This is a genomic window from Mesorhizobium sp. CA16 (assembly GCF_020165175.1).
In the GTDB taxonomy this organism is placed as follows: Bacteria; Pseudomonadota; Alphaproteobacteria; order Rhizobiales; family Rhizobiaceae; genus Mesorhizobium.
Genome location: NZ_JAIUHP010000002.1, coordinates 106,012 through 120,059, shown reverse-complemented (window position 1 = coordinate 120,059; position 14,048 = coordinate 106,012). Strand labels below are relative to the sequence as shown.

The 14,048-nt window shown below is 61.8% G+C and carries 17 protein-coding genes and 1 tRNA gene; 9 read left to right on the top strand and 9 right to left on the bottom strand.

Going from position 1 to position 14,048, the window contains the following annotated elements; all coding sequences use genetic code 11:
• The first annotated feature begins 8 nt into the window (after nucleotides 1-8).
• The 3 genes from LB525_RS04460 to LB525_RS04450 all read left to right on the top strand — a co-directional run bounded on the left by LB525_RS04460 (nucleotide 9) and on the right by LB525_RS04450 (nucleotide 1,750).
• A complete protein-coding gene (locus LB525_RS04460; RefSeq protein WP_095765039.1) occupies nucleotides 9-728 on the top strand; it encodes a heme-copper oxidase subunit III family protein in 720 nt (239 codons plus the stop codon).
• A gap of 26 nt (nucleotides 729-754) precedes the next feature.
• The gene (locus LB525_RS04455; protein ID WP_095765038.1) at nucleotides 755-1,147 is read left to right on the top strand and encodes a cytochrome C oxidase subunit IV family protein; all 393 of its coding nucleotides are present in this window, start codon (nucleotides 755-757) and stop codon (nucleotides 1,145-1,147) included.
• A gap of 129 nt (nucleotides 1,148-1,276) precedes the next feature.
• Complete coding sequence (locus tag LB525_RS04450; protein ID WP_095765573.1) at nucleotides 1,277-1,750, top strand: aminoacyl-tRNA deacylase; 474 nt, start codon at nucleotides 1,277-1,279, stop codon at nucleotides 1,748-1,750.
• A gap of 339 nt (nucleotides 1,751-2,089) precedes the next feature.
• Here LB525_RS04450 and LB525_RS04445 read toward each other — a convergent pair whose 3' ends face one another.
• The 3 genes from LB525_RS04445 to tig form a co-directional block, all read right to left on the bottom strand.
• The gene (locus LB525_RS04445) at nucleotides 2,090-2,470 is read right to left on the bottom strand and encodes a c-type cytochrome (protein ID WP_224543661.1); all 381 of its coding nucleotides are present in this window, start codon (nucleotides 2,468-2,470) and stop codon (nucleotides 2,090-2,092) included.
• Between the two features lie 215 nt (nucleotides 2,471-2,685).
• Nucleotides 2,686-3,195, bottom strand: a complete 510-nt coding sequence (locus LB525_RS04440) for a hypothetical protein (RefSeq protein WP_224543660.1) — start codon at nucleotides 3,193-3,195, stop codon at nucleotides 2,686-2,688.
• 195 nt (nucleotides 3,196-3,390) lie between these two features.
• Nucleotides 3,391-4,905, bottom strand: a complete 1,515-nt coding sequence (gene tig / locus LB525_RS04435; protein WP_095765035.1) for a trigger factor — start codon at nucleotides 4,903-4,905, stop codon at nucleotides 3,391-3,393.
• Between the two features lie 444 nt (nucleotides 4,906-5,349).
• On the opposite strand from tig, the gene LB525_RS04430 reads away from it, so the two are divergent.
• A tRNA-Leu gene (locus tag LB525_RS04430) sits at nucleotides 5,350-5,434 on the top strand.
• A 326-nt stretch (nucleotides 5,435-5,760) separates the two neighbouring features.
• Complete coding sequence (locus tag LB525_RS04425) at nucleotides 5,761-6,693, top strand: hypothetical protein (RefSeq protein WP_095765034.1); 933 nt, start codon at nucleotides 5,761-5,763, stop codon at nucleotides 6,691-6,693.
• A gap of 46 nt (nucleotides 6,694-6,739) precedes the next feature.
• Here the strand turns inward: LB525_RS04425 and LB525_RS04420 are convergent, their stop codons facing one another.
• Both LB525_RS04420 and LB525_RS04415 read right to left on the bottom strand, forming a co-directional pair.
• Nucleotides 6,740-7,321, bottom strand: coding sequence for a GDYXXLXY domain-containing protein (locus LB525_RS04420; RefSeq protein ID WP_224543658.1), 582 nt, complete (start codon nucleotides 7,319-7,321; stop codon nucleotides 6,740-6,742).
• A complete protein-coding gene (locus LB525_RS04415; protein WP_224543657.1) occupies nucleotides 7,318-8,436 on the bottom strand; it encodes a DUF2157 domain-containing protein in 1,119 nt (372 codons plus the stop codon). Before LB525_RS04415 ends, LB525_RS04420 begins: the two co-directional genes overlap by 4 nt.
• A gap of 235 nt (nucleotides 8,437-8,671) precedes the next feature.
• Here LB525_RS04415 and LB525_RS04410 point away from each other — a divergent pair, with 235 nt between their 5' ends.
• From LB525_RS04410 to LB525_RS04395, 4 genes are all read left to right on the top strand, one after another.
• Nucleotides 8,672-8,812 carry a DUF1127 domain-containing protein gene (locus LB525_RS04410; RefSeq protein ID WP_095765031.1) on the top strand — a complete coding sequence of 47 codons (141 nt, stop codon included), beginning with the start codon at nucleotides 8,672-8,674 and terminating at the stop codon, nucleotides 8,810-8,812.
• A 51-nt stretch (nucleotides 8,813-8,863) separates the two neighbouring features.
• Complete coding sequence (locus tag LB525_RS04405) at nucleotides 8,864-9,004, top strand: DUF1127 domain-containing protein (protein WP_071031998.1); 141 nt, start codon at nucleotides 8,864-8,866, stop codon at nucleotides 9,002-9,004.
• Nucleotides 9,005-9,367: 363 nt separating this feature from the next.
• Nucleotides 9,368-10,777, top strand: a complete 1,410-nt coding sequence (gene trmFO, locus LB525_RS04400) for a methylenetetrahydrofolate--tRNA-(uracil(54)-C(5))-methyltransferase (FADH(2)-oxidizing) TrmFO (protein ID WP_224543656.1) — start codon at nucleotides 9,368-9,370, stop codon at nucleotides 10,775-10,777.
• 3 nt (nucleotides 10,778-10,780) lie between these two features.
• Nucleotides 10,781-11,299, top strand: a complete 519-nt coding sequence (locus LB525_RS04395; RefSeq protein WP_224543655.1) for a hypothetical protein — start codon at nucleotides 10,781-10,783, stop codon at nucleotides 11,297-11,299.
• Between the two features lie 10 nt (nucleotides 11,300-11,309).
• Here LB525_RS04395 and LB525_RS04390 read toward each other — a convergent pair whose 3' ends face one another.
• The 4 genes from LB525_RS04390 to LB525_RS04375 form a co-directional block, all read right to left on the bottom strand.
• Nucleotides 11,310-12,260 carry a sterol desaturase family protein gene (locus tag LB525_RS04390; RefSeq protein ID WP_224543654.1) on the bottom strand — a complete coding sequence of 317 codons (951 nt, stop codon included), beginning with the start codon at nucleotides 12,258-12,260 and terminating at the stop codon, nucleotides 11,310-11,312.
• Nucleotides 12,260-12,685: a hypothetical protein gene (locus LB525_RS04385; protein ID WP_095765027.1), complete on the bottom strand. Its 426-nt coding sequence runs from the start codon at nucleotides 12,683-12,685 to the stop codon at nucleotides 12,260-12,262. Before LB525_RS04385 ends, LB525_RS04390 begins: the two co-directional genes overlap by 1 nt.
• 77 nt (nucleotides 12,686-12,762) lie before the next feature.
• Nucleotides 12,763-13,638 carry a phytoene/squalene synthase family protein gene (locus LB525_RS04380; protein WP_224543653.1) on the bottom strand — a complete coding sequence of 292 codons (876 nt, stop codon included), beginning with the start codon at nucleotides 13,636-13,638 and terminating at the stop codon, nucleotides 12,763-12,765.
• Entirely contained in the window at nucleotides 13,639-14,028 is a 390-nt protein-coding gene (locus LB525_RS04375) for an Mth938-like domain-containing protein (protein ID WP_224543652.1), read from the bottom strand.
• Nucleotides 14,029-14,048: the final 20 nt, after the last annotated feature.

Sequence of the window (14,048 nt, the reverse complement as noted above, 5' to 3'; positions counted from 1 at the left end):
GACTGGCGATGGCCGAGACCACACTGACGCATACCAGCCAGATGGATCGCCCCCAGGGCTTGCGCGGGATCGCCGCCGACTGGGCCTCGGATCAGCGCGCGTTCAAGAACGTGTCTTGGGGCAAGGCTATGATGTGGATCTTCCTGCTCAGCGACACCTTCATTTTCGGTTGCTTCCTGCTTTCCTATATGACGGCGCGGATCTCCACGCGCGTGCCGTGGCCGAATCCAAGCGAGGTCTTCGCCTTGCGCATCGGCGGCTCGGAGATCCCGCTGATCCTGATCGCCATCATGACGTTCGTTCTCATCTCGAGCAGCGGAACTATGGCCATGGCGGTCAATTTCGGCTATCGCCGCGATCGGCGCAAAACCGCGATCCTGATGCTTTTGACCGCCGCGCTCGGCGCGACTTTCGTCGGCATGCAGGCCTTCGAGTGGACCAAGCTGATCACCGAAGGGGTCCGGCCATGGGGCAATCCCTGGGGAGCCGCGCAATTCGGCTCGTGCTTTTTCATGATCACCGGCTTCCACGGCACGCACGTCACGATCGGGGTGATCTTCCTGATCATCGTGGCGAGAAAAGTCTGGCGTGGTGACTTCGACACCGGCCGGCCCGGCTTTTTCACCAGCCGCAGGGGCCGCTACGAGAACGTCGAGATCATGGGGCTCTATTGGCACTTCGTCGACCTGGTCTGGGTGTTCATTTTCGCCTTCTTCTATCTGTGGTGAGAGGCAGGTTCTGTTGAGAGGAAGACATGGCTGAAGCAACCGCAAACGGTCTCGGACAACACGCACTGCATCCCGCCCATGATGCGGCGATCGTCGCCAAGGCGGAGACGCATCAGGAGCACCCGATCAAGCTCTATCTGGTCGTCTGGGCGTGGCTGTTCATTCTCAGCACCTGCTCCTATCTGGTCGACTATTTCGGCCTCCACGGCTATCTCAGGTGGTCGCTAATCCTAATCTTCATGATGCTCAAGGCAGGACTGATCGTCGCCGTCTTCATGCACATGGCCTGGGAGCGGCTGGCGATGATGTATGCAATCATCCTGCCCCCGATACTGGTGCTGGTTTTCGTGGCGATGATGGTCTTCGAGGCCGACTATACGCTGCTGACTCGTATCGCGTTTTTCGGGCCTGGCCCCTGACACCCGATGCGGGGTCCAGCCGCAGCATGACGGGCCGGGGACGGCCGGTTCCGATGCCTTGAAACAACAGGCCGCCGGCCCATTTTGGTTTGGCGTATGCGCCGTGAACTCAAGCAAAGGACGCGGACAATGACGATAGCGAACAGACTGAGAAACTTTATCGACCGCAAGGGCATCTCCTACGATACCGTGGGGCATCATCGAACTGCCACCAGCAGGCAGGCCGCCATTGCCGCGCACGTGCCCGGCAGCATTATGGCGAAGTCCGTGGTCGTTCACCACGAACTCGGTTATGCGCTGGCCGTGGTGCCAAGCACCCACAGGATCGAACTCGGCAAGCTGCAGGACGTCATGGACAAACGCCTCGGCCTCGCTTCCGAAGACGAAGTGGTATCGCTCTTTGACGATTGCGACGTCGGCGCCATACCGCCGATCGGTGCGGCTTATGATGTGCCGGTCATTCTGGACGAAAGCCTGCGTGATGCCGCCGATATCTATTTCGAGGGCGGCGACCACAAGACGCTTGTGCATGTCAGCGGCAAGGATTTCCGCAACCTGACGACGGACGCGCGCCAGGCGCGGTTCAGCTATCCGGCCTTCTGACGCATAGAGGCTCCCGCCGCTGCGTCACGGCAGGGCCTGATTGCTTCGACGGTCTGGGGCAGCCGGCGGCTCTACGACCTTGCGGTAAACATGCCAGGGTCGAGGAGCACGACCGCCAGTCGTCCAGGGCTGCTTTTTCGGTATTCTCAAGATGCGAAGGTGAACGTCATGGACACGCGGACGCTTCTCATACTCGGCCTTGGCATAGTCATTCTGCTGCTATTGGGTTTTTTTGCGCTCCCGGCTTGACGGTGCTGGGCGCGATATTCATCTGCGCAACTGCCGGCGTCTTCCTTCCGGATAAGCAGGCGACCATCAAAAGAGTCTGGACGGCGGTGTTTATTTGGAAAACTGCTTCAGGTAGGCGATGACGTTGGCTATGTCCTGATCGTTCTTGAGGCCGGGAAACGCCATCTTCGTCCCTTTGACCATCGCCTTGGGGTCGTGAAGATATTTTGTCAGCGTAGGCTCGTCCCATTTGATGCCGGATTTTCCGGCCTCGATCATGGCCGTGGAATAGGTGAAACCGGGATGCGTGCCCGCGGTGCGCCCGATGACGCCGTGCAGAGACGGGCCGACCTTATTCTGGTCCTGGTCGGCAATGTGGCAGACCTTGCATTTGGTGAACACCTTCTCGCCTGCGGCGGCGTCTTGCGCCTGCGACGGACTTGCAAAGAAGGTCGTAGCTGACAAGACGATGAAAAGTGCGGTTACGCGCATGGCACTTCCTCCCTGATCGTCATTTACGTCGGACGGCCCGCGCCACGCTGGTGTATCCTGCATGGCGGGCAGCCGCGTCTCTTCAGTGGAATTGCGGCACCTACATACCACAGAATCGAACCAATGGGCAAAAATTGCCAGCCTGCGAAGGCTTAGGCCATGCGCCGAGGACTAACTGCCCCTAAAAGCGGTCCAAGCCTTCTGAACGGCGACGATCAGGGCGGGTCGGTCTTGCAGCTTGCCGCGATCTGCCCGATCACGTCCGAAAAACCCGCAAGCTCGAAATCGGCCTCGCCGCGTCCCGACAAAAGGCCGAAGCGCCACGACAGCGTCAGCCGGTTCGCTGAAGCCAGACGCTTGATGCCGTCGTCTCCATCCCTGACCAGTGTTCTGCCGCGCGGGCCGACCGACCAGCTTTCATCGGTTTTGCCGCCGCCGTCGACCACGACGGAGATGGTGATCTTGCGGCTGGCGGAGACAGCATCGTTGAGCTGGAGCCACTCGCTCCAGCGTGGTTCGCCGTCGGGCCGGCAAGCCAATGTCAGCACAGGGCTGTAGCCCAACGCTCCGCCGCCGGTGATGAGCTTGTTGCTGGCGTGGAGCGACGCCGTGATCTGACCATCATTACCGGCGCCAACGCTCCAGTTGCCGAGAGCCGGCTCGGCCCGGGCGACACCGGCGGCTGCGGCAAACAAGAGCGCCGCGGCGACGACCACGTCTCTCATCGTGAATCCCAGCCTCACCAATGCCTCCAAACACCCGCGAATGCGATGAAGCGCAGATAATGTTCAACCGTTGGTATCGCCAGCGGCAGGCCTTCAAGACAAGTTGTCTGTGTTGCCGCGCCGCCACAATAAAGTAGCTCCTAATGAAAAAGGCCGCCCGGAGGCGGCCTTTCCAAATCGCGGTGTTGAAACCTATTACTCGGCTTCCTTGGCGGCTTTTTTCTTTGGCGCGGCCTTCTTCTTCGGCTCTTCCGCCTCGTCGGTGGCTTCGCCTGCCTTTGCTTCGCCAGCCTTTGCGTCGCTTGCCTTGGCTTCGGCCTTCTTCGAGGAAGCCTTCTTGGCCGGCTTCGCCTTAGTCGCGGTTTCGGCCTCTTCGTCGTCGGCCATCAGCTCGTCCTTGCCGACCTTGACGTCGTTGACCGAGATCTGGCCAAGCAGATAGTCGACCACCTTCTCCTCGAACATCGGCGCGCGCAGCGCGTTGATGGCTTCCGGGTTGCTGCGATAATACTCGAAGGCTTCCTGCTGCTGGTTGGCCGGGAAGCGGCGCACCTGCTCGAACAGGCCGCGCTGCAGTTCCTCGTCCGACACGGTGACGCCGGCCTTCTCGCCGATCTCGGCCAGGACCAGACCGAGGCGCACGCGGCGCTCGGCAAGGCGCATATATTCGGCACGCGCTTCTTCTTCCGTCGTCTCTTCGTCGGCGAAAGTGCGGCCGGCGGCTTCCAGGTCGCGGTTGACCTGGCCCCAGATGTTGTTGAACTCGGCCTCGACGAGCTTCGACGGCGCCTCGAAGGAGTAGGATGCGTCGAGCTGGTCGAGCAACTGGCGCTTCACCTTCTGGCGGGTCATGGAGCCGAACTGGTTCTCGATCTGGCCGCGCACGATCTCGCGCAGGCGCTCGAGCGACTCCAGGCCGAGATTCTTGGCCGTCTCGTCATTGATCTCGAGCGCGCCGGGCGCCGACACTTCCTTGACGGTGACGTCGAAGGTGGCTTCCTTGCCGGCCAGATGCGCCGCCTGGTAGTTTTCGGGGAAAGTGACGGTGACCTGCTTCTCGTCGCCGGCCTTCGTTCCGATCAGCTGCTCCTCGAAGCCCGGGATGAACTCTTTGGAGCCGAGCACCAGCGGCTGGTCGGTGCCGGCGCCGCCGGCGAAGGCCTCGCCGCCGATCTTGCCGACATAGTCGATGGTCACACGGTCGCCCTCGGCGGCCTCGCCGGTCTTCGGCTCGTAGCTGCGCGCCGATTCAGCGACGCGTTTGACCTGATCCTCGACTTCCGCGTCCGGCACGTCATAGACCTGGCGCGTCACCTTGATGTCGGAGAAATCCTTGATCTCGATCGGCGGGATGACTTCGTAGTTGAGGCTGAATTCGAAATCGGCGCCGCCGGCCAGGATCTTCTCGGCCTCCTTCTCGTCCTCGGTCATGATCACTTCGGGCTGCATGGCGGCTTTTTCGCCGCGCCCCGAGATGATCGAACGGGTCGAGTCATTGAGGATCTCGTTGACGACCTCGGCCATGAACGACTTGCCGTATACCTTGCGCAGGTGCTGCACCGGCACTTTGCCCGGGCGGAAGCCGTTGATGCGCACCTTGCCGCGGGCATCGGTCAGCCGCGCCATCAGCTTGGCTTCCATGTCACCGGCCGGCACGGTGATCTTGATCTCGCGCTTGAGACCGGAGTTGAGCGTTTCGGTGACCTGCATCCTAGAACCTTTGTTTTCAACAATGAGACTGCCGAACGGTTTTAGCCGTTTACAGCCTGCCGGTATGATCTTGCCGGAAATGGCTTTTGGGACGGAACCTGGCGATTTGACCGCGAATGCGGCTCAAATTCTCCTGAACTGCGCCTTGCCGGATGCGAATAAGTCTTTGTTTTTCTTACGACTTTTCACATCTTGCAGAAGCGGAAACTCACTTTCCGTCACATTCGACACGCCTTTTGTCACAGGCTAGGCTAATTTTCAACTATCTTCGCTCCAATGCATGCCGCCCAAAAGTGCGCAGCGGTTTTGGGAGAACGGCATGCATCAAGACTAGGCCTGAAGCGCGTCACCCGAGCCGTTTCGACATGACGCGCTTTAGCCGGATAAGCATGACTTGAGCCTCGACATTGACAGAATGATGGCTACATGGGATTGCCGGGGAAAGCGGATGTGGCGGAATTGGTAGACGCCCTGGATTTAGGTTCCAGTGCCGAAAGGCGTGGGGGTTCGAGTCCCTTCATCCGCACCATCTTCGCTCTTTGAGCTTCGGATGGCAGGCCACCACCTGAGGCTCGAAGAGCCGAAGGTGTCTCCGAAGTCTTGGCGAAGGAGGACCGCAGCTATCTCCTGGCGGCGCAAGCAAGGCCCTCACGCTCTCGGAGACCATCCCGCTTTGCGCATCCGATGCACTTGAAATAGCCCTTTGACAGGTTCTTACTTGCAACAGGCGGGTCGGGGCTCTGTCAGATTGTGCGTGTAACTTCTCTGGTTCTGGGGCTTGGGTCAGCTCTCGCGGCGGCGTCTCAGGTTGAGGCTTTGGAGTACACTCCGGCTTCTCTTCCGGGTCAGCGGCCAATGCTCATTGTCTCCGGTGAGTTTAGCGCCAATGAGTCCTTGAACGGCTTCAGCCGCGCGGTTGCGAGCAGCGGGGCCAAGGTGATTGTATTCAACTCCCCTGGTGGCAATGTCGGCGGTGCTATTCGGTTGGGGCGTATGATCCGCGCAGCAGGGTTGGATACGCTTCAGGTTGGCCAATTGCAGTGCGCTTCAGCCTGCTCACTGGCCTTCCTGGGTGGCATCCACCGTGTTGCCGAACCAAGTTCCATCGGCATCCACCGGGCGTTTCTCAAACCGGCTGACGGGATGTCCACCGAAGAAGCGAAGGCCCGCGTCCAGCTCGGAACGGCTGCAATCACGTCTTATGTGGTCGAGATGGGAGTGGACCCCAAGCTGATAGAATTGGCTTCGAGCTATGGCAAGCATGACATAAGATATCTATCGGCCAGCGAAATGGCTGACTTGCATGTGACCAATGCCGCAGCGAACCAATCGCCGGCAGATATTTCACAGGTGTTAACGAGGCCAAATCCTGCGCCCGTGTCCGCTCCCGCACTCGACGCCAGGCAACTGCCGGAAAGCATTGCGGTCGCCTTCGTCAGGGATCTCATCGAGCATCATGGCGACAACGACGATTTCGCTCTTGCCCAAGTTCAGGCATCCTACGCTCCCAAGGTCGATTATTATGGCAAGCTGACGAAGTTGAGGTCGATCATTCAGGACAAGAGAAACTATTACCGGCGATGGCCTGAACGCGGATATAGCGTCCGCAATGACAGCATCGTGGTCAACTGCACTAACGATCGCTGCATGGTCTCGGGCGTCTACGACTGGGTTGTGCGCAGTCCCTCGATACACAAGCAGGAAAAAGGCGTGGCAAACTTTAGCTACACGATTTCGATCGGTCCCTATCCCAAAATTATCGCAGAGACAGGGAGTGTCCAGCGATAAGCGGGACCACCGTTAGCGCGGACACAGACGTCAAGCACCTATACGCTCAATAAAGCGGCTCCTCGAACAGCGTCTTGTCGCCGTCCATCAGCGCCTTGATCTGTGCCGTGCCGTCGGAGGCGAGCGCGAGCTTGATGCCGAACGGCCGCACGCGCATGTCGTCCTGGATCGCCATTCCTTCGCCTTCCGGCAGATAGAAGCGGTCGATCCCGTAGTCGGGCGCGATCGTCGCTCCCGGATCGCTGAGGCCCCAGCCTCCCCCGACATGGCCGGCAATGTCTGCTTCGTCCGCGCCGGCCGGGACCGGCGCTTTGCCGAACCACGCCGCGGTCGGCTGCCAATAGCCGTCGGAGCCCTTCTTCAGCCGCACCACGATCGCTGTGTCGTCGCTGGAGAACTTGCCTTGCGGAAGGTTGACGATCAGCTTCACCGGGATGCGCGAAATGTTGTTGTTGAGCGAGATATAGTCACCTCGCAGGAGGTCGCGCGGATCGACGGGTTGGACTTTCAAGAGGACTTCCTTGCCGTTGCGCAGGATCGCGGCCCGGCCGGCTATGATCCAGCTGAGAAAGCCGATCTGGACGAGCGCCAGCACCAACGCCGAGATGATGAGCTTCTTGCCGGTCATGCTGCTGCTCCTGTCTCGGCGGGCGCTCTCATGCGCTTCTCGATACGGATGATGATCAGCGCCAGTACGCCGAGCAGCACGGCAGCCGCCAGGAAGAAGCCGGCCGTATCCAGCATCGAAAGCAAGGTGACGCTATAGATAATTGCGAGTTCGAAGGCGAAGCCGGCATAGGCCAGCCAGCGCAGGCCCCTGCTCTCGCGGCCGGCCAACATGATCGCCACCACGATGCCGGCAAGCGCTATGATCGAGGCGAGGGCGAAACCGCTGTTATAGGTGCTTTCATCCGCCAGCTCGAACTGGATCATCGCCATGCCGGTCAGGAAGCCGAGCAAGGCGTGCAAGGACAGCCGGCCGCCCAGCTGCAGGATCCTGTCGATCGGATCGCCGGCAAAGACCGAGGCGGCAAAGAGCAGCACTGACGCGATGGCCAGCGACATCGCCACCGGCAGCGCGTCGTGATCCGTCGCCAGCAAGACCAGATACAGAATGACAGACAGGACGATGAGGTGGCGCGCTGCCCGGCTGCGCGTCCAGAACGAAATGGCGAACAGGACGATCGCCATGACGATGAAGAGATGAGGAATTTCCGCGCGCCAGTAGAAGCCGAACCCCTTGAGGACCAGCCAGGCATCGGCAATGCCGACTGCAGCCACCGTCAGCGGGTTCGAACGCAGCGCTACTGCCGCCAGCGCCGTGCCGGCACACCATGTCACCAGCGCCGAGGCCTCGTCGCCCGAAAGATGGTACATCTGGCCGATCAGCGCGATCGATCCGCCGAAGGCGGCGGCTGCAACGATCCACAGCGCCTCGCCGATCGCGGCATGGTCGCGCGTCTTCAGCACCGCGCCGCCGACATAGCCGGCCAGGATGACGGCGAAAAGCGCCGCCACACGAACGACACGCGGAATGGCCTCCCAGTTGGCGGCGACGAAAATCAGGATCGCTGCGCCGAACAGAAGCGCCGCCATCATCGCCAGGATCGAGCCGAAACTCAGCGACGCGCGCTCGTTGGCAGTGACGTCGCGCGTCAATGCCTCCGCCGTGGCGGGATCGATCAGCCCTCTCTCCCGCCAGCGGGCGATATCCGCCCTTAGCCGTGTCGTATAGCTCGCCATGCTTTCCCCCGAAGCCTGGTCATTTCCTCAACCGGGGCAGCCAAACCGTTGACGCGGCGGCACTTTCCGATTCGGCCTTCTTTGCGACGCAGGCGTGAACGGCCGTTAATGTTGCATTGCACAATTTGCATTGCTGCCATGCGCCAACGGCACTTTTAAACCGATATGATCCCACCTATTTTCTGTTCGTACACAAACGGAATGATCCGAAGTTAAAGACGAAACGAGAACTACCATGAACCTGATCCGCAACTACCGCAACTGGCGCCGCTACCGGGACACCGTCTCCGAGCTGAACCGCCTGTCGAACCGTGAACTGACCGACCTCGGCATCAGCCGCAGCGACATCCACTACGTCGCCCGCAAGGCGGTCTAATCCGCTTCGGACCGCAAATGGTCCGAACCAGTTTTGAAGAGAGTTAAGACAATGAACCTGATCCGTAGCTATCGTAACTGGCGCGTCTATCGCGACACCGTTGCTGAGCTGGGTCGGCTTTCGAACCGCCAGCTCCACGATCTCGGCATCGTTCGCGATGAGATCAAGATGGTCGCCCGCAAGGCGATCTAAGCAAGGCATTTCGCCAGGGTCGACCTCCTCCCCGACCCTGACGGATACGGCCAACCCTCACCTCCTCCCGAGGGTTGACCACCAAAACGGCGCCCGCTGGACCTCCTCCCCCGGCGGGCGTTGTTCCCGAAGCGAACGCAGTTCGTCTTCGAAGGGCGATAAGGAATTTCGTCAAAGCCGACCTCCTCCCCGGCAATGACGAATGAAGGTCGATCTTCACCTCCTCCCGAGGATCGACCCCCAAAACGACACCCGCCGGACCTCCTCCCCCGGCGGGTGTTGTTGTTTCTGGCGCAGGCACCGGCCTCGTGCGTTGTCAGCTGGCAATTGCAATCGCGTCCCCAAGCTATTATTCCGGCGCTCATGAGCAAAAATCCCGTACACGTCATCGGCGGCGGCCTCGCCGGCTCCGAAGCCGCATGGCAAATTGCGCAAGCCGGCGTTCCGGTCGTGCTGCATGAAATGCGCCCGGTACGCGGCACCGACGCGCACAAGACCGACGGCCTGGCCGAGTTGGTCTGCTCCAACTCCTTCCGCTCCGACGATGCCGAAAACAACGCCGTCGGGCTGCTGCACGCCGAAATGCGGCTTGCCGGCTCGCTGGTCATGAGTGCCGGCGATGCGAACCAGGTGCCGGCCGGCGGCGCGCTGGCAGTCGACCGTGACGGCTTTTCCGACGCGGTCACCGCGAGGATCGAGGCGCATCCGCTGATCACCATCCAGCGCGAGGAAGTGCCTGGGCTGCCGCCCGAGGATTGGGACCAGGCGATCATCGCCACCGGCCCGCTGACGGCGCCTTCGCTGGCGCAGTCGATCGCCGAAGCTACCGGCGCCGATGCGCTCGCCTTTTTCGACGCGATCGCGCCGATCGTGCATTTCGACACGATCGACATGAACACAGCCTGGTTCCAGTCGCGCTACGACAAGGTCGGTCCAGGCGGCACCGGCAAGGACTACATCAACTGCCCGATGGACAAGGAGCAGTATCTCGCCTTCGTCCAGGCGCTGCTCGACGGCCAAAAGACCGAGTTCAAGGAGTGGGAAGGCACGCCCTATTTCGACGGCTGCCTGCCGATCGAGGTGATGGCCGAGCGCGGTGTCGAGACCCTGCGCTACGGGCCGATGAAGCCGATGGGGCTGACCAACGTCCACAATCCGTCGGTCAAGGCCTATGCGGTGGTGCAGCTCCGGCAAGACAATGCGCTGGGCACGCTCTACAACATGGTCGGCTTCCAGACCAAGCTGAAGCATGCCGAGCAGGTGCGCATCTTCCGCACCATCCCTGGGCTTGAGAACGCGGACTTTGCGCGTCTCGGCGGCCTGCACCGCAACACCTACATCAACTCGCCGACGCTGCTCGATCCTTCGCTGCAGCTGAAATCGCGCCCCGGCCTGCGCTTTGCCGGCCAGATCACCGGCTGCGAAGGCTATGTCGAAAGCGCCGCCATCGGCCTGCTCGCCGGCCGCTTCGCCGCCGCCGAACGCCTCGGCCAGGCGCTATCGCTGCCGCCCTCGACCACCGCCTTCGGTGCGCTGCTCAACCACATCACCGGCGGTCATATCGTCTCGGATGACGAGCCCGGCAAGCGCTCCTTCCAGCCGATGAACGTGAATTTCGGCTTGTTTCCGCCGGTCGAGGCGCCGAAGACCGAAGGCAAGCGCCTGCGCGGCAAGGACAAGACCGTCGCCAAGCGCCATGCCATCACCTCGCGCGCTCTGGCCGATTGCAGGGCATGGTTGGGGCTGCCCGCACGGGCCGAGGCGGCCGAGTAACTTATGGCTGCCGTCTCCAGGTTGCCTCAGCTCCTGCCGCCGGGTTTGCCGGCAAGTGAAGAACCCTTCGCGGGGGGCTACGAGATTGTCTGGAGCGTCTATATTCGCTGCAAGAGGCTCCAAAAATTGCGCGAGGTTCATATCCCAGCGCTCGAAGCGCTGATCGGCCAGCCACATGGCGGCAACGGCTGGCTGTACGACAACGAACGCTACATCAAGAACCGGGACCGGAGGCTGAAGAGGATTATTGCCTTAAAGCGCGTCCCAGGCCCCTACACCGATCAGATCCTCGTCGATTTCATGAAGACGCTTTATTCGCTCTCTTCGTATTGGACAATTCAAGCCCGGCTGGACCCGTCGCACCCCCGCGGTGTGTACGTGTGCGCCAGCTTCAGATCCGAACCTCCGCCCTCAGAGACACCGGCGGTCGTCGACGCGCAGGTTGAATTGGAGGCCAATTTCACCGATGCGATGGGCGGTGAATCAGGGCGCTATCTCGGCTCCGGTCAGCGCATCAGCTAGTGATTTCCAACTATTCCGCCGGCTCCGCGCCTGTCCTCGGCAACCCCGGCTTGCCCGCCTCTCCCGGATTCCTTCGCACATAAGCCGACTTCAGCGTCTCGGACGTATCGCGCGAACCGTCATGGCTCCAGCCTGGCGGCTGGATGAGATAATTGACACGCTGACCAGGCGTCAGCCCCGGCGCCAGCGCATCCTTGAACATGCCGATCCATTCGTGGAACGCAACCTTCAGCGGATTGAAGGTGCCGATGTTCTTTACGATGCCGTAGCGCGGCCGGTCCTCCTCCAATTCCTCGACGAAGGTGCCGAACATGCGGTCCCAGACGATCAGCGTGCCGGCATAATTGGCGTCGAGATAGCGCGGATTGGTGGCGTGGTGGACACGGTGGTGCGAAGGCGTGTTGAAGATGAATTCGAACCAGCCCCACGTCTTGCCGATCGTCTCGGTGTGGATCCAGAACTGCCAGACCAGGTTGAAGCCGAAGACGAACGCGATCACCGCAGGATGGAAGCCGAGCAGCACCAGCGGCGCCTGCAGGATGAAGGTGAAGGTGAACAGCCCTGTCCAGCTTTGCCTCAGCGCCGTCGAGAGATTGTAGTGCTGGCTGGAATGATGGTTGACGTGCTCGGCCCACACCCATCGCACCCGGTGCGCGATGCGGTGATAGACATAGTAGCGCAGGTCGTCGAGCAGGAAGGCGGCGGCGAACACCCAGATCGACAGGCCGAGGTTGAAGAAGCGGAATTGCCACAGCCACAGCAGCGCCCAGTAGGACACGACGCCGAGCAGCAAGCCTGCGACGACATTGCCGGTCCCCATCATCAGGCTGGTCAGCGTGTCGCGCGTTTCGAACGATCCCCTGGCGCGGCCGGTGCGCACCAGCCAGAGCTCGATCAGGATCGCCGCGACGAAGAACGGGATCGCAAGCTGGGTGATCTGCGGGAAATTATACTCGTCCATCACGCCGCCTCCCGGATCCGATCATGGCTTTGCAATGCCGCCGCCACGGCCAGCGCGCCGGCTTCGTCGGCAAAAGCAAACCGCCCGCCTTTCCAGGTGAAATCATTGAGCCGCAGCGAGACCACATTGCCTTCCCTAGTCAGCGCCAGAATGTCGTGGGGCGTGACGATGCGCGTCAGAAAACAATCGCCTATGCTCCGGACGATTCCGCAGCGCTGCGGGCCAAGATCGAGAAACGCGGCATGGCTGTCGGCTGTCAGCCGTATTGAACCCGGTCTTTCGTCGGGAAAATCCTCGGCAAAGCGTGCGAGCGCATGATCGGCGCCGGCAAGCGTCGCGGTCGTCGTGCCGCCGGTGAAATGCACGGCCGCGACCGACAGCGCGATGCCGAACACGACAAGGACGACCAGGACTGGCAGGCTCATGGAAAGACGGCTCCTCCGGCGGCCCGCATTTCTTCGACGCGAGTCCAGATGGACGGAATCCCTAGCACGGTTGACGTTTACGTCAAAGGGGGCGTCCAGCCCCGCATCGCATGACGCAAGAGCAGCCAGTGCCGGGGCAAGGTTGAGAGCGTTGCCGTCGCACTGAGCGGCGACCTGCCCGTCTTCTCCATCCTGTCGAGATAGGCATCGGTCAGCGCTAGCGGCAGGAAGGCGGGCCGCAGCGCAACGGGAAGCGCTGGCGCACCTTTCTCGAAGGCGTTGAGATGCTCGCGCGCCAGCGCAATCATCGCCGCAACCGCGCGCTCGGCGGCTGCCCCGCCTTCGCCTTTGACGAACTCTTCCGGCGTCGTGCCGGCGGCCGAAAGGATGTCGGCGGGCACAAAACACTGTCCGCGCCGACGATGGAGCGGCAGAAGCAACAACAGGCCGGTGATCGCCTGCGCGCAGCCGGCCCTGCCCGCCAGTTCGGCAAAGCCGGGCGCCGCGGCGGGATCGAGCACCATGGCCGCAAGCTGGATCACCGCCGCGGCCGTCTCGCCGCAATAGCCCTCGAGATCGGTCCGCGACGGCATCGGGTCGTCATAGAGATCGAAGATGCGCGCCTCGAGCATGTTCTCGAAAGCAGCCTTCGGCAACCGGCAGGCGGCGATCGTCGCGCGCAGCGCATCGGCGGTCGGGTGGCCTGTCTCGGCATCCCCTTCGGCCGAAATGACGTCTCGCCACCATTGCAGCCTGACCTCGCCCGGCAGCGGCTCATGGATGCGATCGCGCACGCCGGCGATCTCGGCATTGAAGGCGTAGAGCGCGAGCAGCGCGTCGCGCTTGTCGCCCGGCGCGTAAAGCGCCGACAGATACCGGTCATGGTCGACGGCGCGCACCGCACCCATGACGATGTCGCCATTCTTGATGATCTTGGACGTGCCGGCGGCCATTCAATCGACGGCGATCAGCGCCGCGGCCACGGCGCGGTCTTCGGCGAGCAGCACATTGTAGGTCCGCACCGCCGCTCCCGTCGACATCGGGTCCGCCGAGATCCCGGCCTCCTTTAGCGCGGCTCGCAGCGCCGCCGGCAGCGGCCGCAGTTCCTTGCCCATCCCGACCAGCAGGATCTCGACTTTGCCGGCCTCGGCGAGCAGCTTGTCGAAATCCGTGGCATTCAGCGCCAGCGGATCGGCGGGCTCCCAGCCATGGATGCCCGACGGCAGGACGAGCAGCGATCCGCGATGCGACATGTCGGCAAAGCGAAAGCCGCCATTGCCATAGGCCTCGATCGGCGCCTTGCCGGGGAAATGCGCCTCGCGGATGATGATGCCTTTGGCCATGGCTCTAGAACATGATGCCG

What these genes read in the sequence shown, in the direction of transcription:
- LB525_RS04390 (WP_224543654.1), bottom strand. Translation starts at nt 12,260, where the DNA reads ATGGACGAGTATAATTTCCCGCAGATCACCCAGCTTGCGATCCCGTTC.
- LB525_RS04420 (WP_224543658.1), bottom strand. Translation starts at nt 7,321, where the DNA reads ATGACCGGCAAGAAGCTCATCATCTCGGCGTTGGTGCTGGCGCTCGTC.
- LB525_RS04405 (WP_071031998.1), top strand. Translation starts at nt 8,864, where the DNA reads ATGAACCTGATCCGTAGCTATCGTAACTGGCGCGTCTATCGCGACACC.
- LB525_RS04440 (WP_224543660.1), bottom strand. Translation starts at nt 3,195, where the DNA reads ATGAGAGACGTGGTCGTCGCCGCGGCGCTCTTGTTTGCCGCAGCCGCC.
- LB525_RS04385 (WP_095765027.1), bottom strand. Translation starts at nt 12,685, where the DNA reads ATGAGCCTGCCAGTCCTGGTCGTCCTTGTCGTGTTCGGCATCGCGCTG.
- trmFO (WP_224543656.1), top strand. Translation starts at nt 9,368, where the DNA reads ATGAGCAAAAATCCCGTACACGTCATCGGCGGCGGCCTCGCCGGCTCC.
- LB525_RS04460 (WP_095765039.1), top strand. Translation starts at nt 9, where the DNA reads ATGGCCGAGACCACACTGACGCATACCAGCCAGATGGATCGCCCCCAG.
- LB525_RS04425 (WP_095765034.1), top strand. Translation starts at nt 5,761, where the DNA reads ATGCTCATTGTCTCCGGTGAGTTTAGCGCCAATGAGTCCTTGAACGGC.
- LB525_RS04395 (WP_224543655.1), top strand. Translation starts at nt 10,781, where the DNA reads ATGGCTGCCGTCTCCAGGTTGCCTCAGCTCCTGCCGCCGGGTTTGCCG.
- LB525_RS04415 (WP_224543657.1), bottom strand. Translation starts at nt 8,436, where the DNA reads ATGGCGAGCTATACGACACGGCTAAGGGCGGATATCGCCCGCTGGCGG.
- LB525_RS04380 (WP_224543653.1), bottom strand. Translation starts at nt 13,638, where the DNA reads ATGGCCGCCGGCACGTCCAAGATCATCAAGAATGGCGACATCGTCATG.
- LB525_RS04445 (WP_224543661.1), bottom strand. Translation starts at nt 2,470, where the DNA reads ATGCGCGTAACCGCACTTTTCATCGTCTTGTCAGCTACGACCTTCTTT.
- LB525_RS04375 (WP_224543652.1), bottom strand. Translation starts at nt 14,028, where the DNA reads ATGGCCAAAGGCATCATCATCCGCGAGGCGCATTTCCCCGGCAAGGCG.
- LB525_RS04450 (WP_095765573.1), top strand. Translation starts at nt 1,277, where the DNA reads ATGACGATAGCGAACAGACTGAGAAACTTTATCGACCGCAAGGGCATC.
- LB525_RS04410 (WP_095765031.1), top strand. Translation starts at nt 8,672, where the DNA reads ATGAACCTGATCCGCAACTACCGCAACTGGCGCCGCTACCGGGACACC.
- tig (WP_095765035.1), bottom strand. Translation starts at nt 4,905, where the DNA reads ATGCAGGTCACCGAAACGCTCAACTCCGGTCTCAAGCGCGAGATCAAG.
- LB525_RS04455 (WP_095765038.1), top strand. Translation starts at nt 755, where the DNA reads ATGGCTGAAGCAACCGCAAACGGTCTCGGACAACACGCACTGCATCCC.